Origin of the sequence: Pantoea sp. UBA6567, assembly GCF_002434165.1 — a bacterium.
Taxonomy (GTDB): domain Bacteria; phylum Pseudomonadota; class Gammaproteobacteria; order Enterobacterales; family Enterobacteriaceae; genus Pantoea; species Pantoea eucrina.
Genome location: NZ_DJJN01000006.1, coordinates 235,006 through 255,204 on the forward strand (window position 1 = coordinate 235,006; position 20,199 = coordinate 255,204).

Here is a 20,199-nt window from a genome sequence, read left to right on the forward strand (position 1 = left end):
GCGTGCAGGATTTAGGTACACTCCTGTGAATTCATACAGGACCAGCGTCGGGCTCTTCCGGCGCTGTTGCCTTCTTATTTTACAGGCACCTGGAGAGTTCTCTTGAGCCAGGAATACACAGAAGATAAAGATGTTTCGTTACAACCGCTGAGCAGTGGACGTCGTCTGCTCGAGGCGTTGCTCATCCTTGTAGCCTTGTTCGCCATCTATCTGATGGTGTCACTGGTCAGTTTTAACCCTTCCGATCCCAGCTGGTCCCAGACCGCATGGCATGAACCTATCCACAATATCGGGGGTAGTCCAGGTGCCTGGCTGGCAGATACTTTGCTGTTTATCTTTGGCGTGATGGCCTATGCCATTCCACCCGTTATCCTGGGGCTGTGCTGGATCACTTTCCGTCAGCGCGATCGGCAGGATTATATCGACTATTTTGCCGTTGGATTGCGCCTGATAGGCGTGCTGGCACTGGTGGTGACCACCTGCGGACTGGCTGCGCTGAACGTGGATGATATCTGGTACTTTGCCTCAGGCGGGGTGATTGGCAGTCTGGTCAGCAATGCCATGGCGCCGTGGCTGCATGGTGCAACCGGCACGCTGACGCTGCTCTGTATCTGGGCCGCAGGCATCACGCTCTATACCGGCTGGTCATGGCTCGCTATCGCTGAAAAAATCGGGAGCGTGGTGATGGGCGTGCTGACGTTTGCCAGCAACCGCTCTCGTCATGACGATCGCTGGGAAGAGGATGAGTATGAAGAGGAAGCGGATATCCCATTGCGCCCGGTTGTGGCGTCTCAGGCTGCTGACGAAGAGGATGTTTTGCTGGCTGCGCCGCGAGCGCCTGCGTCTGCGCCTGCACTCTCTGCTGAGCTGGCCAGCGAACCGCTGCTGGCTAAAGCGTCCAGCGCAACCGCTGCGGCGCTTTCTGCGGTCAGTGAAGCTGCCCGTCAGGCACCGCCCGCTTCGGCTGCCGTAGCAGAACCTGCACCGACGGCGGAGCCAGCAGTTACGCAGGCTGCCGTGCCGCAACCGGTCACATCTCAACCGGTTGTGACCGCCACGCCAGCACCGCAGACGCCACCGCTTTATCATTTTGAACTGCCGGCAGAGCCTGTCGCGTCGCCTGCTGCACCGGATGAAGATGGCCCGCGCATGGGCGACTGGCAAAGTGCCGATCGCTTCTCTGCTGCCGCCCCTGCATTCACGGCCGCCGCGGCCACAGGTGCTGCCACCGCGGCCGTACAGCGTGCGGAAGAGTCGCTGTCGCCTGTTTTTGACATTGTGCCTGAGCGCGATCGTAACCCGCAGGTAAAACAGGGGATTGGTCCGGAGCTGCCGCGACCTAACAAAGTTAAACTGCCGACCCGACGTGAACTCGCCTCTTATGGCATCAAACTGCCTTCACAGCGTATGGCAGAGGAGAAAGCGCGCGAAGAAGCAGAGCAGCAACAGCCCGACGTGAGCGCCACGCTGCATCAGCCACAGTATGAGGAAGAGGCTACGCTTCAGGAAGCGCAGCTGCGTGATGCATTTCAGTCACAGCAGCAGCAGCGCTATGGTGAAAGCTGGGAGTCGCATACTGAAGAGGACGATCAGGAGGCGCAGCATCAGGCGCAGCTGGCGAGCCAGTTTGCGGCGCAGCAGCAGCAGCGTTACAGCGCACCGCAGGAAGAAAAAGCGCCGGTGTTTAATCTGGATACCTCGGCTGCTTTTGACTTCTCGCCGATGAAAGATCTGGTTGATGATACGCCGAGTGAACCGCTGTTTACTATTGCGGCAACGCCGGAGCCTGAAGCGCAGTGGCAGCAGTCAGCTTCACCGGCAGCCGAACCAGCCGCGCAGTGGCAGCAGTCAGCTGCACCGGCAGCCGAACCAGCCGCGCAGTGGCAGCAGCCAGCCGCACCGGCAACCGAACCAGCCGCGCAGTGGCAGCAGCCAGCCGCACCGGCAGCAGCACCAGCCGCGCAGTGGCAGCAGCCAGCCGCACCGGCAGCAGAGCCTGCCGCAGCACCGGCCGTACCGGCGCAGGATAGTCTGTTTCACCCTTTCCTGGTGCGTCATGAACGACCGCTGGAAAAACCTTCCACGCCGCTTCCGGTACTTGAGCTGCTGACGGCTCCTCCGGAAGAAGAAGAGCCGGTGGATATGTTTGCTCTGGAACAGACGGCGCGCCTGGTAGAAGCGCGTCTGGCTGACTACCGGGTAAAAGCGGAAGTGGTAGGGATCTCTCCGGGTCCGGTGATCACCCGCTTTGAGCTCGATCTGGCGCCGGGCGTTAAAGCGGCGAGGATCTCAAACCTTTCCCGCGATCTGGCGCGTTCACTGTCAGCCGTGGCAGTGCGTGTGGTAGAGGTGATCCCCGGTAAACCTTACGTTGGACTTGAGCTGCCGAACAAACATCGTCAGACGGTCTATCTGCGTGAAGTGCTGGATTGCGATAAGTTCCGCGATAATCCTTCTCCTTTGTCAGTGGTGCTGGGTAAAGATATCTCCGGACAGCCTGTTGTCGCCGATCTGGCAAAAATGCCACACCTGCTGGTTGCCGGTACCACCGGTTCCGGTAAGTCGGTTGGCGTTAACACCATGATCATCAGTATGCTCTATAAAGCGACCCCGGAAGAGGTGCGCTTTATCATGATCGACCCGAAAATGCTTGAGCTGTCAGTTTATGAAGGGATCCCGCACCTGCTTACCGAGGTGGTCACCGACATGAAAGACGCTGCTAACGCGCTGCGCTGGAGCGTGGTGGAGATGGAGCGTCGCTACAAACTGATGTCTGCGCTGGGCGTACGTAACCTCGCCGGTTATAACGAAAAAATTGAGCAGGCTGCGGCGATGGGCCGTCCGATTCCCGATCCGTTCTGGAAGCCGGGTGACAGCATGGACATGACGCCGCCCGTACTCGAGAAGCTGCCCTATATCGTTGTGCTGGTGGATGAGTTTGCCGACCTGATGATGGCGGTGGGTAAAAAGGTAGAAGAGCTGATAGCGCGTCTGGCGCAGAAAGCGCGTGCTGCCGGTATTCACCTGGTGCTGGCAACCCAGCGTCCGTCGGTTGACGTGATTACCGGTCTGATTAAAGCCAACATTCCTACGCGTATCGCTTTTACGGTATCAAGTAAGATTGACTCGCGTACCATCCTCGATCAGGGCGGCGCAGAATCGCTGCTGGGAATGGGTGATATGCTCTATATGCCACCTAACTCCTCAATGCCGGTACGCGTGCACGGCGCATTCGTGCGCGATCAGGAAGTTCATGCTGTCGTGCAGGACTGGAAAGCGCGCGGACGCCCGCAGTATATCGACAGCATCACCGCGGGCGAGGAGAGCGAAGGCGGCGCAGGCGGGATGGATGGTGATGAAGAGCTCGATCCGCTATTCGATCAGGCCGTCTCCTTTGTGGTTGAGAAACGTCGCGCCTCTATCTCTGGTGTACAGCGTCAGTTCCGTATCGGCTATAACCGTGCGGCACGTATCATTGAGCAGATGGAAGCGCAGGGGATTGTTTCTGAGCCGGGCCATAACGGTAACCGCGAGGTGCTTTCGCCGCCGCCACATGAAATGTAACGCCGGCTGACAGCACAACTTTCCTGATGGGCCAGTTAACAACTGGCCCATTGTTTATCTGTTGCGCAATCCCCATATCTTTGGGACCTTTCGGCTTTTTCTTCTGTCGAAGAGACAATACGGCAACTACGTTTAATAGCAGTGAGTATCAGGAACAGTGAATAAGGAATCGAATCAGATGAAATTACGCGTTATTGCCTGTGGCCTGCTGGCCGGTTTTGTTTCAGCATCAGCGCTGGCGGATGCCTCCGGCGACCTGCAGCAGCGCCTGAACAAAGTAAACAGTTTCCATGCCAGCTTTAGCCAGAAAGTCACCGACGGCAGCGGTGCCAATGTGCAGGATGGTGAAGGCGAGCTGTGGGTTAAGCGTCCCAGCCTGTTTAACTGGCACATGACGGCGCCGGATGAGAGCGTTATTGTCTCCGACGGTAAAAACCTGTGGTTCTACAATCCGTTTGTTGAACAGGCCAGCGTGAGCCTGCTGCAGAATGCCACCAGCAATACGCCATTTATGCTTATTGCCCGCAATCAGCCCAGCGACTGGAAGCAGTACAACATCAAACAGCAGGGTGACAGCTTTGAGCTGACGCCAAAAAACAGCGACGGCAACCTGAAACAGTTCACCATCAACGTATCGTCATCGGGCACTATCAATCAGTTCAGCGCGGTTGAGCAGGATGGCCAGCGCAGCAGCTACCAGCTGAAGAGCCAGAAAAATGGTGCTATCAGTCCCGATAAATTTACCTTTACGCCACCAAAAGGGGTAACGGTAGACGACCAGCGTCAGTGAGGTTGAGTTGAGTAATCTCTCTCTGGATTTTGCCCCTTCAAATGCGTTTAAACCGCTGGCCGCCAGAATGCGGCCTACGACGCTTCAGGAGTATATCGGCCAGCAGCATCTGCTGGCCCCTGGCAAACCGCTGCCGCGGGCGATTGAAGCCGGGCAGCTGCACTCGATGATTCTGTGGGGACCGCCGGGCACCGGCAAGACCACGCTGGCAGAGATCATCGCGCACTACGGTAATGCTGATGTGGAACGCATCTCAGCGGTCACGTCAGGCGTAAAAGATATTCGTGAGGCAATTGAGCGCGCCCGGCAAAACCGCCACGCCGGCCGCCGCACTATCCTGTTTGTGGATGAGGTCCATCGCTTCAATAAAAGCCAGCAGGATGCCTTCCTGCCACATATCGAAGATGGCACCATCACATTTATCGGTGCTACCACGGAAAACCCTTCGTTTGAACTCAACTCTGCGCTGCTGTCGCGTGCGCGCGTCTATCTGCTCAAATCACTGACGACAGAGGAGATTGAGCAGGTGCTGACGCAGGCGATGGAAGACAGCACTCGCGGCTATGGTGACAGTGATATCGTGCTGCCTGACGCCACGCGCCGGATGATTGCCGAACTGGTAAGCGGTGACGCGCGCCGTGCGCTGAATACGCTGGAAATGATGGCGGATATGGCAGATGTCAGCGCGCAGGGCAAGCGGGAGCTGACGCCGCAGCTGCTGACCGAAGTGGCTGGCGAGCGTGCGGCGCGCTTTGATAACCAGGGCGATCGCTTTTACGATCTCATCTCGGCGCTGCACAAATCGGTGCGCGGCTCTGCGCCCGACGCGGCGCTCTACTGGTACGCCCGGATTATTACCGCCGGCGGGGATCCGCTCTATGTCGCACGGCGTCTGCTGGCTATCGCCTCGGAAGATGTCGGAAATGCCGATCCGCGCGCCATGCAGGTAGCCATTTCAGCCTGGGACTGCTTTACGCGCGTCGGGCCGGCAGAAGGCGAGCGTGCGATTGCGCAGGCGATTGTCTATCTGGCATGTGCGCCGAAAAGCAACGCAGTGTACACGGCTTTCAAAGCGGCGCTGCGCGATGCGCGCGAGCATCCTGATTACGATGTGCCGGATCATCTGCGTAATGCGCCGACAAAGCTGATGAAAGAGATGGGGCTGGGTAAAAGCTATCGCTATGCGCATGATGAACCCAACGCCTATGCGGCCGGCGAAGTCTTTTTCCCGCCGGAAATGCGCGATGTCCGCTATTACCATCCTGTGCCGCGCGGACTGGAAGGAAAGATCGGTGAAAAACTCGTCTGGCTGGCTGAGCAGGATGAAAATAGCCCGATAAAACGCTACCGCTGATAAACGCGTTACGGTAAGGTGAGTAAGGAATTCATTGCATTCCAGTGGGATGCAACCCCTCATTTTTCAATCAACCTTTTATTACACAGGATAAGCATGCTCGATCCCAATCTGCTGCGTAACGAGCCAGACGCAGTCGCAGAAAAACTGGCACGCCGGGGATTTAAACTGGATGTGGATACGCTGCGCTCCTTAGAAGAGCGCCGCAAAGTACTGCAGGTCGAAACCGAAAATCTGCAGGCTGAGCGTAATGCCCGATCCAAATCCATCGGCCAGGCAAAAGCCCGTGGGGAAGATATCGAGCCGCTGCGTCAGGAAGTGAATACGCTGGGTGAACGTCTGGATGCGGCAAAAGCGGAACTGGATGTGCTGCAAAATGAGATCCGCGATTTTGCGCTGGCGCTGCCCAATCTGCCAGCTGATGACGTTCCTCTGGGTAAAGATGACAGTGAGAATCTGGAAATCAGCCGCTGGGGCGAGCCGCGCCAGTTTGATTTCCCGGTAAAAGATCACGTAGAGCTGGGTGAATCTGTCAGGGGGCTCGATTTTGCCGCCGCTGTTAAACTGACCGGCTCTCGCTTTATCGTCATGCAGGGCCAGATTGCGCGTCTGCATCGCGCTCTGAGCCAGTTTATGATCGATCTGCACACGCAGGAACATGGCTACCTGGAAACCTATGTGCCGTATCTGGTTAACCACGATACGCTGTATGGCACCGGGCAGCTGCCAAAATTTGGCGAAGATCTGTTTCACACCAAACCGCTGGGTGAAGAAGCGGGTAGCAGCAACTATGCGCTGATCCCTACCGCGGAAGTGCCGCTGACCAATCTGGTGCGTGATGAAATCGTTGAAGAAGAGAGTTTGCCGATCAGGCTGACCGCACACACGCCCTGTTTCCGCTCTGAAGCGGGTTCATACGGCCGCGACACGCGCGGGCTGATCCGTATGCATCAGTTTGATAAAGTGGAAATGGTGCAGATTGTGGCGCCAGAAACCTCTATGGATGCGCTGGAAGCGCTGACCGGTCATGCGGAGAAAGTGCTGCAGCTGCTTAATCTGCCATACCGTAAAGTGCTGCTCTGCACCGGCGATATGGGCTTTGGCGCGGTTAAAACCTACGATCTCGAAGTCTGGCTGCCGGCGCAGGATACCTATCGTGAAATCTCTTCCTGCTCCAACATGTGGGATTTCCAGGCGCGTCGTATGCAGGCACGCTGCCGCAGCAAGAGCGATAAAAAGCCGCGTCTGCTGCACACGCTGAACGGATCGGGTCTGGCGGTGGGGCGTACGCTGGTCGCGGTTCTGGAAAACTATCAGCAGGCAGATGGTCGCATTGCCATACCGGACGTACTGCGTCCTTATATGGGCGGTCTGGAGTATATCGGCTGATTGTCCGCTGATTAAAAGAACCCGGCTCTGGCCGGGTTTTTTTATGGGCGATGCCGTGCGCAGCAATCCGATTTTGCGGCAAAGCTATCACAAATAAACGTTATCGAAGAGAAGCAGCGGTTAAGCGCTAAAAATCTGCAAATTCATAGCGATAGATTTTAATTCTGCTCTGGCGATGATGCTTCTAACCTCCTGAAGATAAAAAAAATAAATTGTTCAGCAGCAAATTGTGCGGTGCTGTTTTTCTGTTCGTTGACTTTCCATTTTCCAGTGGCAAACTGCGCGCAATTCTCGCTTCTTTCCATTGGTTTTATCCTTATGCTTACCTGGTCGCGCCCCGTCCTGCTGCTGCTCTGCGGCTTAATGCTGATGACGGTTTCTATCGCTGTGCTTAATACGCTGGTGCCGCTCTGGCTTGCCCATGAGCAGCTGCCTACCTGGCAGGTAGGGATGGCGAGTTCCGCCTATTACACCGGTAATCTGGCAGGCACGCTGCTGGCTGGCTGGCTGATTGCGCGCTACGGCTTTAATCGCTGCTTCTATTTTGCCAGCGTGCTGTTTGCCCTGGCGACAATGGGAATGGTGCTGCTGGAAGGCTTCTCCAGCTGGACGCTGCTGCGCTTCAGCGCCGGCGTGGGCTGCGCGCTGATCTGGGTAGTGGTTGAAAGCGCTCTGCTCTGCAGCGGTACGGTGCGTAACCGCGGTCAGCTGCTGGCTGCCTATATGATTGTCTATTATCTCGGTACGGTAGCCGGGCAGCTGCTGGTCAGCAGCGTGTCCACTGAACTGCTGCACGTGATCCCCTGGGTCACGGCACTGATTGTCTGCGCTATGCTGCCACTGCTTTTTGTGCAGGTGAGCACGGCCGGAGAGAGCGAAGAGGCGTCCACTACGCGTATCTGGAGCATGCTGCGCCGCCGCAGTTCACGTCTGGGCATCAATGGCTGCATCATCTCCGGCATTGTGCTGGGCTCGCTCTATGGACTGATGCCGCTCTATCTGTCGCATCGCGGTATGAGTGACGCCTCAGTAGGCTACTGGATGGCGCTGCTGGTGAGCTCCGGTATTATCGGACAGTGGCCCGTCGGGCGTCTGGCCGATCGCTTTGGACGCCTGATGGTCCTGCGCGTGCAGGTGTTTGTCGTGATCCTCGGCGCCGTGGCGATGCTGGGCGATACGGCGATGGCGCCGGCGCTGTTTGTGCTGGGGCTGGCAGGCTTTACGCTCTATCCGGTAGCTATGTCATGGGCCTGTGAAACCGTTGCGCACCATGAGCTGGTGGCGATGAATCAGGCGCTGCTGTTCAGCTATACCGTGGGCAGCCTGGTGGGGCCGGCAATGACTTCAATGCTGATGCAGCGTTACTCTGACCAGCTGCTGTTTGTGATGATTGCTGCGGTGGCACTGGTCTATCTGGTCATGCTGCTGCGCAAAGCCGATCATCATGCGACGCCGGTGGCGCACGCCTGACAGGTGTAAACATCAGAGAGCAGGTCGCGCGCGCGGGTTTTAGTACATCACGCTGTGCCCGTAGCCTGCCAGAATCGCTTTAATCCGCTCCATCGTCTCTCTGGCTGGTGGCCTGACGCCAGCCAGCTGGTACGTTTCCCCCATAGCCTCCCATTTATGCTTGCCCAGCTCGTGATAGGGAAGCAGCTCTATTTTTTTCACATTCTGCATGTCAGCGGTAAACCTGCCGAGGCGGTGTGCAGAGTCGTCATCATCTGAATAGCCCGGCACAACCACGTAGCGGATCCAGGTGCGTTTGTTTTTCTTCTGCAGGTAGCGGGCAAAATCGAGCGTGCGGTGATTGGAAACGCCGACCAGAATTTCATGGATCTCATCGTTAATCTGTTTCAGATCGAGCATCACTAAGTCGGTAACCTCCAGCAGCTCATCGATTACCGGATCGTAGCGCCGCACAAAGCCGTTGGTATCAAGGCAGGTGTGAATGCCCGCCTGCTTACAGGCGCGGAACCAGTCGCGCACAAATTCAGCCTGCAGGATCGCTTCTCCGCCGGAGGCGGTCACACCACCGCCTGACGCGTTCATATAATGACGACAGGCGATCACATCCCGCATCAGCTCTTCAACCGTCGCTGTTTTACCCGCGTGAGTATCCCAGGTATCGCGATTATGGCAGTAGAGGCAGCGCATCAGGCAGCCCTGAAAAAAGGTGATAAAACGGATGCCAGGACCGTCAACGGTCCCGCAGGATTCAATAGAGTGAATGCGACCGACAGCAGACATAGCGATGGTTCTCCGGTTTGGCCTGTTTCAGGCAGCACAATCTCTGTTGTGCTCAGCAGGGAAGTCCGTTTTGCCAGCGTTCCCGCGTCAGCACGCTGGCAAAACGGACTCTGAAGCAGGGCTCCTGTCAGGGAGCCCTGTTTATCATCAGAGTGAGGCAGTGAAGGTCCGGGTGATCACATCCTGCTGCTGCTCCCGGGTCAGCGAGTTAAACCGTACCGCATAACCTGAAACGCGTATGGTGAGCTGCGGGTAATTTTCCGGATGCGCCATTGCGTCCAGCAGCATATCGCGATTCATGACGTTAACATTCAGATGCTGACCGCCTTCCAGCGCCGCTTCATGATGAAAATAGCCATCCATCAGGCCCGCCAGGTTCGATTTTCGTACCTCATCATTTTTGCCGAGCGCGTTGGGCACGATAGAGAAGGTGTAGGAGATACCATCTTTTGCATAGGCAAACGGCAGTTTAGCCACCGAGGTCAGCGAAGCCACGGCACCTTTTTGATCGCGTCCGTGCATCGGGTTAGCCCCCGGACCAAACGGCGCGCCGGCGCGGCGGCCATCCGGGGTATTACCGGTTTTTTTACCGTATACCACATTTGAGGTAATGGTCAGCACGGACTGGGTCGGCACGGCATTGCGATAGGTCTGCAGCCGCTGAATTTTCTTCATAAACCGCTCTACCAGGTCGCAGGCCAGATCGTCTACGCGCGGGTCGTTATTGCCAAATTGCGGATAGTCGCCCTCAATCTCAAAGTCGGTGGCCAGCCCATCCGCATCACGCACCGGTTTTACCCGTGCATATTTGATGGCGGAGAGGGAGTCCGCTGCCACTGACAGCCCGGCAATACCACACGCCATGGTGCGATAAACGTCGCGATCGTGCAGCGCCATCAGCGCAGCTTCATAGCTGTATTTATCATGCATGAAGTGGATAATGTTCAGCGCGGTGACATACTGCTTCGCCAGCCAGTCCATAAAGTGATCCATACGCGCCATGACCGTGTCAAAGTCGAGTACTTCATCAGTAATCGGCGCTTCTTTCGGTCCGACCTGCATTTTGAGTTTTTCATCAACCCCGCCATTGATAGCGTACAGCAGCGTTTTAGCCAGGTTGGCGCGTGCGCCAAAGAACTGCATCTGCTTGCCGACAATCATCGGGCTGACGCAGCAGGCGATAGCGTAGTCGTCATTATCAAAGTCAGGACGCATCAGATCGTCATTTTCATACTGCAGCGACGAGGTATCGATGGAGACTTTAGCCGCATATTTCTTAAAGTTGAGCGGCAGCTTCTCGGACCAGAGAATGGTCATATTGGGTTCAGGAGAGGGACCCATGGTGTACAGCGTGTTCAGGAAGCGGAACGTATTTTTGGTCACCAGGGTGCGCCCGTCAACGCCCATACCAGCGAGTGATTCGGTCGCCCAGATAGGGTCGCCTGAGAAGAGCTCATCATATTCCGGCGTGCGCAGGAAACGCACCATGCGCAGCTTCATGACCAGATGGTCTATCAGCTCCTGCGCCTGCACTTCGGTGAGCCTGCCAGCCTGCATATCACGTTCAATATAGATATCGAGGAAAGTAGACACGCGGCCAAACGACATGGCGGCACCGTTTTGCGATTTTACTGCCGCCAGATAACCAAAGTAGGTCCACTGTACCGCTTCCTGTGCGGTGGTAGCCGGCAGCGAGATATCACAACCATATTTTGCCGCCATCGCTTTGATCTGGCCCAGCGCGCGATGCTGTTCAGCGATCTCCTCGCGCAGGCGAATAGTGGCTTCCAGATCCACGCCGTTTTCCATATCGTGCTGCAGCGATGTGAACTGCGCCACTTTGTCCTGCATCAGATAGTCAATGCCGTAGAGCGCAACGCGACGGTAATCGCCGATGATACGACCACGGCCGTAGGCGTCAGGCAGGCCGGTCAGGACGCCTGATTTACGGCAGCGCAGAATATCGGGCGTATAGACATCAAATACCCCCTGGTTATGGGTTTTACGGTAATCCGTAAAGATTTTTTTCAGCGCCGGATCGAGTTCGCGACCGTAGACCTTACAAGAGCCTTCCACCATTTTGATGCCGCCAAAGGGAATAATGGCGCGTTTCAGCGGTGCTTCAGTCTGCAGCCCAACGATGGTTTCCAGAGATTTATCGATATAACCTGCGTCGTGCGAGGTAATGGTTGAAGCCAGATCGGTATCAAAGTCCACCGGTGCATGCGTGCGGTTTTCAATTTTGATCCCTTCCAGCACGCGGTTCCACAGTGCTGTTGTGGCGGGGGTGGCACCCGCGAGAAATGCTTCATCGCCTTCATACGGCGTATAGTTCAGCTGGATAAAGTCGCGTACGTTGACGCGGGTTTTCCACTCGCCGGCCTTAAATCCTTTCCAGGCTGCTGCCATTTTTTCATTCAGTTCGGACATGATATACCTGCCTTATGTAAGGAGACTTTCTTGCCGGACGCATCGCTGCCCCCGGCCGCAATCACGCTGCCGGCGCGGAGCCGCGCAGATAAATAACCCAGTAAGTCAATCCAACCAGCACACCACCGCCAATAATATTGCCGAGCGTAACCGGGATCAGATTGTTGAAAACGAAGTCGCTGAGATTGAGTGCCGGAAACTGAGCGGCAGTGGCGCCGGTGAGCTGCCAGAATTCCGGTGCGGCAAAATCGCGGATCAGGATGGCCATCGGGATCAGAAACATGTTGGCGATGCTGTGCTCGAAGCCGCTGCCAACAAACATCGCCACCGGCAGAATCATGGCAATCATCTTGTCAGTCAGGCTGCGGCCGGAATAGCTCATCCAGACGGCCAGGCAGACCAGCAGATTGGCCAGCGTACCCAGCGCAACGGCCTGTATAAAACTGTGATGCATCTTGTGATCGGCGGTTTGCAGCAGATTAAGACCCCAGGCCCCCCCGGCAACCATATGCTCACCCGCCAGCCAGATCAGCATGACGAAAAAGAGCGCGCCGCACAGATTACCGATGTAGACATTGAGCCAGTGACGGGCCAGCTGCAGCCAGCTGATACGCCCGCTGGCTTTAGCCACGACGATGAGCACCGTTGAGGTAAAAAGATCGGCCCCGCATACCACTACCAGCATCAGACCCAGTGAAAAGCAGATGCCCCCGATCAGCCTGGCTATGCCCCAGGGCAGCGGCGCGCTGCCGGTGGTTGCAGTGATATAGAACACAAATGCGATTGAGATAAAGACGCCGGCGGTAATGGCAAGGAAAAAGGTTGTCAGGGGATGTTTAGTCGCTTTATAGACACCCGCTTCTTCAGCAACTTTAGCCATTGCCGCAGGCAGTAAAGCATTAAAGGGGTTGTCAACTTTCACGCTTACGCTCTCCGTAACAGGTCTGAGGAGATGCTAACAAAGCGGGTGAGCAGCGGAATTGATATGGATCATCTTTGAGCGGAAGAGGAGAAGGAACGCAGTGTTAAAATCATTTAAGCTAATGAATATATTATAAAAAAATAATTTTAAACTTTACATTATTATTTTAATCAGCATTTCATACGGTTAAAAAAACCGGTATGACCGCCTGGCCATACCGGTTTCAGATGAGTCAGCAAACCACCTGGCGCGGCGGTTATGCAGCGGACCAGTAGCGACGTTTTGCCGCCTGCAGTTTTTCATAGGTGGCCAGCAGCGCCTGATGGGCAGGCAGCGCATGGAGATCTTCATCAATGGCCTGCAGACCATAAAACGGCGCTTCACCGCTCAGCGCAGCGGATGCGGCATCAACTGCCGCCTGACCATACATCCGGACAAACGCACGATGATACTGCACCGGTTCACGCTCGTCTTCCATGGCCAGCAGCAGCAGCGTCTGCAGGCAGCGGTAGTAATTAGCACGCTCCGCGCTGAAAATAGACTGGTTGAACTCCATGGTCCACTCCGTCCAGATCAGCGCCTGATCGAGATCGCCTCCCGCCAGCGCCAGCATCGCTTTCAGCTCGCCGATACGCAGCGTGTACCAGCCATTATCTTTACCGGTGGCAAGGCCCAGCAGCTCACGCACGCGGGTAAAGTCGTCATGACCCTCTTCATCCAGCTGTTCAATGAGTGCCAGATACTCCTCAGGCTGCCACTCACTGGCCGGCAGCGCCAGCAGGGTTTCGCGCAGTGAAGCACCCATGTTGTTATTCGCCAGCAGCAGATCTTCAGCCGGATAGATATCAGACATGCCCGGTACGATAATGCGGCAGGCATACACGTCCAGATGTTCGTAATCTGCGATATAGACTTCTTTATCTTCCGCAGCGAAGATCGCCATCAGCGTAGCGAACTCCTCCTGGGTCGTGCCGGCAAAGCTCCAGTCCACAAACGGATAGTCTGCCTCATCTTTAAACATATCCCAGGAGATCAGGCCGCTGGAATCGATAAAGTGCGTCTCCAGGTTGGCATGTTCAGCCACTTCTTCATCGTCAAAAGTCGGTGGCGTGAAGACATCGAGATCCTTGAGACCCCGACCCTGCAGAAGTTCGGTAACGGTACGCTCAAGCGCCACACCAAAGTCAGGATGGGCACCAAATGAGGCGAAGCAGGTGCCATTGGCCGGATTGAACAGCACCACGCAGATAACCGGATAGTTGCCACCCAGAGAGGCGTCATAAGCGAAGATAGGAAAGCCTTCTGCTTCCAGGCGTCCGATAGCTTCAATGACATCAGGATAACGCTGCATCACCTCAGCCGGAATTTCCGGCAGGCTGATAGATTCAGCGATAATACGGTTTTTAATATGACGCTCAAAAACCTCAGACAGCCCCTGTACGCGCGCTTCATTAGCGGTATTGCCTGCGGACATGCCGTTGGAGACATAGAGGTTGCCGATAATGTTCATCGGGATATAAACAGTCTGCTGATCGGACTGGCGCGTAAACGGCAGGCCGCAAATGCCGCGCTCTGTATTACCGGACTGCAGATCGATTAAATCAGCGGCGCTCAGGCTGTCGTCCGGATCGTAGAACTTACGCAGGCGCGCATCAAGAATGCCTTCAGGCAGGCTTTCATCAGCCGGCAGAGGAAACCACTTCTCATTGGGATAGTGAACAAAATCGCCATTCGCGATGGATTTGCCCAGCCAGAAGTCTGCGAAAAAGTAGTTGGTTGAGAGACGCTCAAAATATTCACCCAGCGCGGAAGCCAGCGCCGCTTTTTTACTCGCGCCCTTGCCATTGGTAAAGCAGAGCGGGCAATCGCGATCGCGAATATGTACGGACCAGACGTGCGGAACCGGATTCAGCCATGAAGCCTCTTCAATATTAAAACCCAGATCCTGCAGCTTCTGCTGGAAACGGGCGATGGAGTCTTCCAGCGCAGCATCTTTTCCTGGAATAAACGTTTGCGTCATAGTGGCGCTCTCTCAAGTCGATAAGGTGGGCGTAAAGCGCGCAATAATACGGGTTTTACCGCAGTGGCGCTATCATCGCCGGCATTTTCTCTCTGCATGACGCCGGTACGGACAGCAGCGGGCCGCTGCCGCGCAGGCCTGGTGCAGCCCGCCTCACAATATCCCGCAGTGCGTTACATTTGTAATATAAGCTGCGGCGGAGCGGGCGCCAGAAATGTGATCGCGGCCGGATAAATGATTGCAGCCGCCCGGAGGCAATGATAAAACCGGGGAGAGATTCATAACCGTTCAAGCTGAGAGTGGTGAGGGGACATGACGCAGGTTTACAATTTTAGCTCCGGCCCGGCAATGCTGCCGGTGGAAGTACTTCGTCGCGCAGAGCAGGAGCTGACCAACTGGCATGGTTTAGGCACGTCAGTGATGGAGATTAGCCACCGCAGTAAAGAGTTTATGGCCGTGGCGGAAGCGGCGGAACAGGATTTTCGCGATCTGCTTAAAATCCCGGCCAACTACAAAGTTTTATTCTGTCACGGTGGCGCCCGCGCGCAGTTTGCGGCTGTCCCGGGTAACCTGCTGGGTGAAGCGACCACTGCTGATTATATCGATGGCGGCTACTGGGCACACAGTGCAATTAAAGAAGCAGAAAAATATTGCACGCCAAACGCGATCGACATCAAAACCACGCTGGACGGCAAGCGCGCGCTGCTGCCGATGCGCGACTGGCAGCTGAGCGACAGTGCTGCTTACGTGCATTTCTGCCCTAACGAAACCATTGATGGTCTGGCGATTGATGAAGAGCCCGATTTTGGCGACAAAATTGTGGTTGCCGATCTCTCTTCTACCATTCTTTCCCGGCCGATCGACGTCAGCCGCTATGGCGTAATTTATGCCGGTGCGCAGAAAAATATTGGTCCGGCAGGACTGACGCTGGTGGTGGTACGTGAGGATCTACTGGGCAAAGCACAGCGCCATGTTCCTTCCATTCTTGACTACAGCGTGCTGGCAGAAAACGACTCAATGTTTAACACGCCGCCCACCTTCGCCTGGTATCTTTCTGGTCTGGTCTTTAAATGGCTGAAGGAGCAGGGCGGGATTGGTGAGATGGATAAGCTGAATCAGGCAAAGGCTGAACTGATCTATGGCACCATTGATAACAGCAGTTTTTATCGTAATGAGGTTGCCAGCGCAAACCGCTCGCGTATGAATGTGCCGTTCCAGCTGGCGGATGCCTCACTTGATGCACTGTTCCTGGAAGAGTCGCTGAAAGCAGGCCTGCATGCGCTGAAGGGCCATCGTGTCGTAGGCGGTATGCGCGCGTCTATCTACAATGCCATGCCGCTGGAAGGCGTTAAGGCGCTGACTGAATTTATGACAGAGTTCGAGCGTCGCCACGGCTAATCTGTGTTTCACGCCAGCTTGTCTGGTATCAGGCCCCGTCACCAGACGGGGTTTCGTATTTTTGGAGATTTCGTTTCACATGCAGGACTCCCTCACTCTTCAACCGATTGCCCGCATCGACGGCACGGTCAACCTGCCGGGTTCAAAAAGCGTTTCAAACCGTGCACTGCTGCTGGCCGCGCTGGCTAACGGCACAACGCGTCTGACTAACCTGCTGGATAGCGATGATGTAAAGCACATGCTTACTGCGCTGCAGGCGCTGGGCGTCAGCTACACGCTTTCTCCTGACCGCACCGTATGCGAAGTCACAGGCAACGGTGGCGCCCTTCATGCGCAACAGCCGCTGGAGCTGTTTCTCGGCAACGCGGGTACCGCTATGCGTCCACTGGCTGCTGCACTCTGCCTGGGCGATCACGACGTGGTATTAACCGGTGAGCCGCGCATGAAAGAGCGTCCTATCGGTCACCTGGTCGATGCGCTACGTCAGGGCGGTGCCAGAATTGATTATCTGGAACAGAGTGATTACCCACCGCTGCGCCTGAACGGTGGATTCAGTGGCGGCGACGTCAGCGTAGACGGCAGCGTCTCCAGCCAGTTCCTGACTGCGCTGCTGATGACGGCACCGCTGGCGCAGCAGGATACCTGTATCACGATCAAAGGCGAGCTGGTCTCTAAACCGTATATTGATATCACGCTGCATCTGATGCGCTGCTTTGGCGTAGAGGTTGAAAACCAGAATTATCAGCGCTTTATTGTGAAAGGCCAGCAGCAGTACCAGTCACCGGGCGATTATCTGGTGGAAGGTGACGCCTCTTCAGCCTCCTATTTTCTCGCCGCAGCAGCCATTCGTGGCGGCACCGTTCGGGTTACCGGCATTGGCCGCAACAGCGTACAGGGCGATATTCGCTTTGCTGACGTGCTGGAAAGCATGGGTGCGGTTATCGAGTGGGGGGATGACTATATCGCCTGTACGCGTGGGGAACTGAACGCCATCGACATGGATATGAACCACATTCCGGATGCTGCGATGACTATCGCGACGACGGCGCTGTTTGCGCAGGGCACAACGCTGATGCGTAATATTTACAACTGGCGCGTGAAAGAAACCGATCGGCTGGCGGCGATGGCAACTGAGCTGCGTAAAGTGGGTGCAGAAGTCGAAGAGGGCCACGATTTTATCCGGATTATACCACCTGCGCAGCTCCGGCATGCGGATATCGGCACCTATAACGATCACCGTATGGCGATGTGCTTTTCGCTGGTCGCGCTGTCCGATACGCCGGTAACAATTCTCGATCCCGGCTGCACGGCCAAAACGTTTCCGGACTATTTCCAGCAGCTGGCAAAAGTCAGCCACGCCTCCTGATAGCCCGATCCGGCGCGCTGGCGCCGGATCGCTTTGTACTCCGCTGGTCTTTCTGCACAGAAATTCATCTGAAAAAGCGCAAACTGTCACCGCTGTCGGTGTGCGGGGGTAACCAACCGGCCGCAGGCAGCGTATACTACTGCGCAATTCAGATAGTCTAAGAGACTGTTAATAAGCAGGCTGTAACAGGAGAGAACAATGACGGTAATCGCCCCGGTAATTACTATCGATGGCCCAAGCGGCGCAGGCAAAGGGACATTATGCAAAGCGATGGCAGAGTCATTGCAGTGGCACCTGCTCGATTCTGGCGCGATCTACCGCGTGCTGGCGCTCGCCGCGCTGCATCACCAGGTAGATATTGAATCTGAAGAGGCGCTGGTACCTATTGCCGCTCATCTTGACGTGCGTTTTCTTTCGGCTGACGGCGAGATGCAGGTGGTGCTGGAAGGTGAGGATGTGACCAGCGCGATCCGCACGCAGGAGGTAAGCAACACCGCCTCACGCGTTGCAGCCTTTCCGCGCGTGCGCGAAGCGCTGCTGCGTCGCCAGCGCGCTTTCCGTGAAGAACCTGGCCTGATTGCCGACGGGCGTGATATGGGCACGGTGGTTTTCCCCGATGCGCCAGTGAAGATTTTCCTTGATGCCAGCCCGGAAGAACGTGCTCAGCGACGTATGCTGCAGTTGCAGAAAAGCGGCATTGATGTTAACTTTGAGCGCCTTTTATCCGAGATAAAGGAACGCGACGACCGCGATCGTAATCGCGCTATCGCCCCTTTAGTGCCTGCCGCTGATGCTCTGGTGCTGGATTCAACCAGCATGTCGATTGAGCAGGTGATTGAGCAGGCGCTTGATTACGCCCGGCAGAAACTGGGTGTATAATCTTTCGGTGACAGAATTGCTGTAACCCTGTACCACGGAACCGGTGCAGGGCATGTGAAACAACCCCATCCGACAGTGACGTCAGGTGGACGTTAAATTGAAGAATCCTAAGATTATCAATATGACTGAATCTTTTGCTCAACTCTTTGAAGAGTCCCTGAAAGAAATCGAAACCCGTCCGGGTTCCATTGTTCGTGGCGTTGTTGTCTCTATCGACAAAGACGTCGTGCTGGTTGATGCGGGTCTGAAATCTGAATCTGCAATTCCTGCAGAGCAGTTCAAGAACGCAGCTGGCGAACTGGAAATCCAGGTGGGCGACGAAGTTGACGTTGCTCTGGACGCAGTAGAAGACGGCTTCGGTGAAACCCTGCTGTCCCGTGAGAAAGCTAAACGTCATGAAGCTTGGATCACGCTGGAAAAAGCTTACGAAGACGCTGAAACTGTTACCGGTGTTATCAACGGCAAAGTTAAAGGTGGCTTCACAGTTGAGCTGAACGGTATTCGTGCGTTCCTGCCAGGTTCACTGGTTGACGTGCGTCCGGTTCGCGATACTCTGCATCTGGAAGGCAAAGAGCTTGAATTCAAAGTAATCAAGCTTGATCAGAAACGTAACAACGTCGTGGTTTCACGTCGTGCCGTTATCGAATCTGAAAACAGCGCTGAGCGCGATCAGCTGCTGGAAAACCTGCAGGAAGGCATGGAAGTCAAAGGTATCGTTAAGAACCTCACTGACTACGGCGCATTCGTTGACCTGGGCGGCGTTGACGGCCTGCTGCACATCACCGACATGGCATGGAAACGCGTTAAGCATCCAAGCGAAATTGTCAACGTGGGCGACGAAATCACTGTTAAAGTGCTGAAGTTCGACCGCGAGCGTACCCGCGTATCTCTGGGCCTGAAACAGCTGGGCGAAGATCCATGGGTTGCTATCGCTAAGCGCTATCCGGAAGGCACCCGCCTGACCGGTCGTGTAACCAACCTGACTGATTACGGCTGCTTCGTAGAAATCGAAGAGGGCGTTGAAGGTCTGGTACACGTTTCTGAAATGGACTGGACCAACAAGAACATTCACCCATCTAAAGTTGTTAACGTGGGCGATGTTGTTGAAGTTATGGTTCTGGACATCGACGAAGAGCGTCGTCGTATCTCCCTGGGTCTGAAGCAGTGCAAATCTAACCCATGGCAGCAGTTCGCAGAGACCCACAACAAAGGCGATCGCGTTGAAGGTAAAATCAAGTCAATCACTGACTTCGGTATCTTCATCGGCCTGGACGGTGGCATCGACGGTCTGGTTCACCTGTCTGACATCTCCTGGAACGCAACCGGCGAAGAAGCCGTACGCGAGTACAAGAAAGGCGACGAAATCGCTGCCGTTGTACTGCAGGTTGATGCAGAGCGCGAGCGCATCTCTCTGGGCGTGAAGCAGTTGGCTGAAGATCCATTCAACAACTACATCACCCTGAACAAGAAAGGCGCTATCGTGACGGGTAAAGTCACTGCAGTTGACGCGAAAGGTGCTACAGTAGAATTAGCTGATGGCGTAGAGGGTTACCTGCGCGCTTCTGAAGCTTCACTGGATCGCATCGAAGACGCGACTCAGGTTCTGAGCGTAGGCGACGACGTTGAAGCTAAATTCACCGGCGTTGACCGTAAGAACCGCGTTGTGAGCCTGTCTGTACGTGCAAAAGACCAGGCTGACGAGAAAGAAGCTATCAACACTGTTAACACCAAACAGGATGAGAGCAACTTCTCTAACGCAATGGCTGAAGCGTTCAAAGCGGCTAAAGGCGAGTAATCGACCCGAAGCACCGGACGATAGTCATATCGTCCGGTTTCG

At 55.6% G+C, this 20,199-nt stretch carries 14 protein-coding genes; 9 read left to right on the top strand and 5 right to left on the bottom strand.

Annotated features, from left to right (window positions below; all coding sequences use genetic code 11):
* The first annotated feature begins 102 nt into the window (after positions 1-102).
* The 4 genes from B4M48_RS07100 to serS all read left to right on the top strand — a co-directional run bounded on the left by B4M48_RS07100 (position 103) and on the right by serS (position 7,097).
* Complete coding sequence (locus B4M48_RS07100) at positions 103-3,564, top strand: DNA translocase FtsK 4TM domain-containing protein (protein WP_288656308.1); 3,462 nt, start codon at positions 103-105, stop codon at positions 3,562-3,564.
* A 178-nt stretch (positions 3,565-3,742) separates the two neighbouring features.
* Positions 3,743-4,354 (top strand): outer membrane lipoprotein chaperone LolA, encoded by a 612-nt coding sequence (gene lolA / locus B4M48_RS07105; RefSeq protein ID WP_039383538.1) that lies wholly within the window; start codon positions 3,743-3,745, stop codon positions 4,352-4,354.
* 7 nt (positions 4,355-4,361) lie between these two features.
* Positions 4,362-5,708, top strand: a complete 1,347-nt coding sequence (locus B4M48_RS07110; protein ID WP_039383540.1) for a replication-associated recombination protein A — start codon at positions 4,362-4,364, stop codon at positions 5,706-5,708.
* 96 nt (positions 5,709-5,804) lie between these two features.
* Positions 5,805-7,097, top strand: coding sequence for a serine--tRNA ligase (gene serS, locus B4M48_RS07115; protein ID WP_039383543.1), 1,293 nt, complete (start codon positions 5,805-5,807; stop codon positions 7,095-7,097).
* A gap of 158 nt (positions 7,098-7,255) precedes the next feature.
* Here serS and B4M48_RS07120 read toward each other — a convergent pair whose 3' ends face one another.
* A complete protein-coding gene (locus B4M48_RS07120; protein WP_158249855.1) occupies positions 7,256-7,402 on the bottom strand; it encodes a hypothetical protein in 147 nt (48 codons plus the stop codon).
* Positions 7,403-7,415: 13 nt separating this feature from the next.
* Between B4M48_RS07120 and B4M48_RS07125 the strand changes: the two genes are divergently transcribed.
* On the top strand, positions 7,416-8,567 hold the full coding sequence (locus tag B4M48_RS07125; protein WP_039383545.1) for an MFS transporter: 1,152 nt from the start codon (positions 7,416-7,418) through the stop codon (positions 8,565-8,567).
* 39 nt (positions 8,568-8,606) lie between these two features.
* On the opposite strand, the gene pflA is transcribed toward B4M48_RS07125, so the two are convergent.
* The 4 genes from pflA to ycaO all read right to left on the bottom strand — a co-directional run bounded on the left by pflA (position 8,607) and on the right by ycaO (position 14,719).
* Positions 8,607-9,347 carry a pyruvate formate lyase 1-activating protein gene (gene pflA, locus B4M48_RS07130; protein WP_288656310.1) on the bottom strand — a complete coding sequence of 247 codons (741 nt, stop codon included), beginning with the start codon at positions 9,345-9,347 and terminating at the stop codon, positions 8,607-8,609.
* Between the two features lie 147 nt (positions 9,348-9,494).
* Positions 9,495-11,777, bottom strand: a complete 2,283-nt coding sequence (gene pflB / locus B4M48_RS07135) for a formate C-acetyltransferase (RefSeq protein ID WP_288656313.1) — start codon at positions 11,775-11,777, stop codon at positions 9,495-9,497.
* Positions 11,778-11,838: 61 nt separating this feature from the next.
* Positions 11,839-12,699 carry a formate transporter FocA gene (gene focA, locus B4M48_RS07140; RefSeq protein ID WP_288656316.1) on the bottom strand — a complete coding sequence of 287 codons (861 nt, stop codon included), beginning with the start codon at positions 12,697-12,699 and terminating at the stop codon, positions 11,839-11,841.
* A 256-nt stretch (positions 12,700-12,955) separates the two neighbouring features.
* Positions 12,956-14,719: a 30S ribosomal protein S12 methylthiotransferase accessory factor YcaO gene (gene ycaO / locus B4M48_RS07145; RefSeq protein WP_071668698.1), complete on the bottom strand. Its 1,764-nt coding sequence runs from the start codon at positions 14,717-14,719 to the stop codon at positions 12,956-12,958.
* Positions 14,720-15,031: 312 nt separating this feature from the next.
* On the opposite strand from ycaO, the gene serC reads away from it, so the two are divergent.
* From serC to rpsA, 4 genes are all read left to right on the top strand, one after another.
* Positions 15,032-16,117, top strand: a complete 1,086-nt coding sequence (gene serC, locus B4M48_RS07150) for a 3-phosphoserine/phosphohydroxythreonine transaminase (RefSeq protein WP_288656319.1) — start codon at positions 15,032-15,034, stop codon at positions 16,115-16,117.
* A 79-nt stretch (positions 16,118-16,196) separates the two neighbouring features.
* Positions 16,197-17,483 (top strand): 3-phosphoshikimate 1-carboxyvinyltransferase, encoded by a 1,287-nt coding sequence (aroA, locus tag B4M48_RS07155; protein WP_288656321.1) that lies wholly within the window; start codon positions 16,197-16,199, stop codon positions 17,481-17,483.
* A gap of 198 nt (positions 17,484-17,681) precedes the next feature.
* Positions 17,682-18,362 carry a (d)CMP kinase gene (cmk, locus tag B4M48_RS07160; RefSeq protein WP_071668700.1) on the top strand — a complete coding sequence of 227 codons (681 nt, stop codon included), beginning with the start codon at positions 17,682-17,684 and terminating at the stop codon, positions 18,360-18,362.
* A gap of 121 nt (positions 18,363-18,483) precedes the next feature.
* Positions 18,484-20,157, top strand: a complete 1,674-nt coding sequence (rpsA, locus tag B4M48_RS07165; RefSeq protein ID WP_052246478.1) for a 30S ribosomal protein S1 — start codon at positions 18,484-18,486, stop codon at positions 20,155-20,157.
* Positions 20,158-20,199: the final 42 nt, after the last annotated feature.

Bases quoted from the DNA above. Each gene is read 5' to 3' on its own strand.
- lolA (WP_039383538.1), top strand. From the start codon at position 3,743: ATGAAATTACGCGTTATTGCCTGTGGCCTGCTGGCCGGTTTTGTTTCA.
- serS (WP_039383543.1), top strand. From the start codon at position 5,805: ATGCTCGATCCCAATCTGCTGCGTAACGAGCCAGACGCAGTCGCAGAA.
- B4M48_RS07120 (WP_158249855.1), bottom strand. From the start codon at position 7,402: ATGGAAAGAAGCGAGAATTGCGCGCAGTTTGCCACTGGAAAATGGAAA.
- B4M48_RS07125 (WP_039383545.1), top strand. From the start codon at position 7,416: ATGCTTACCTGGTCGCGCCCCGTCCTGCTGCTGCTCTGCGGCTTAATG.
- pflA (WP_288656310.1), bottom strand. From the start codon at position 9,347: ATGTCTGCTGTCGGTCGCATTCACTCTATTGAATCCTGCGGGACCGTT.
- pflB (WP_288656313.1), bottom strand. From the start codon at position 11,777: ATGTCCGAACTGAATGAAAAAATGGCAGCAGCCTGGAAAGGATTTAAG.
- ycaO (WP_071668698.1), bottom strand. From the start codon at position 14,719: ATGACGCAAACGTTTATTCCAGGAAAAGATGCTGCGCTGGAAGACTCC.
- serC (WP_288656319.1), top strand. From the start codon at position 15,032: ATGACGCAGGTTTACAATTTTAGCTCCGGCCCGGCAATGCTGCCGGTG.
- aroA (WP_288656321.1), top strand. From the start codon at position 16,197: ATGCAGGACTCCCTCACTCTTCAACCGATTGCCCGCATCGACGGCACG.
- cmk (WP_071668700.1), top strand. From the start codon at position 17,682: ATGACGGTAATCGCCCCGGTAATTACTATCGATGGCCCAAGCGGCGCA.
- rpsA (WP_052246478.1), top strand. From the start codon at position 18,484: ATGACTGAATCTTTTGCTCAACTCTTTGAAGAGTCCCTGAAAGAAATC.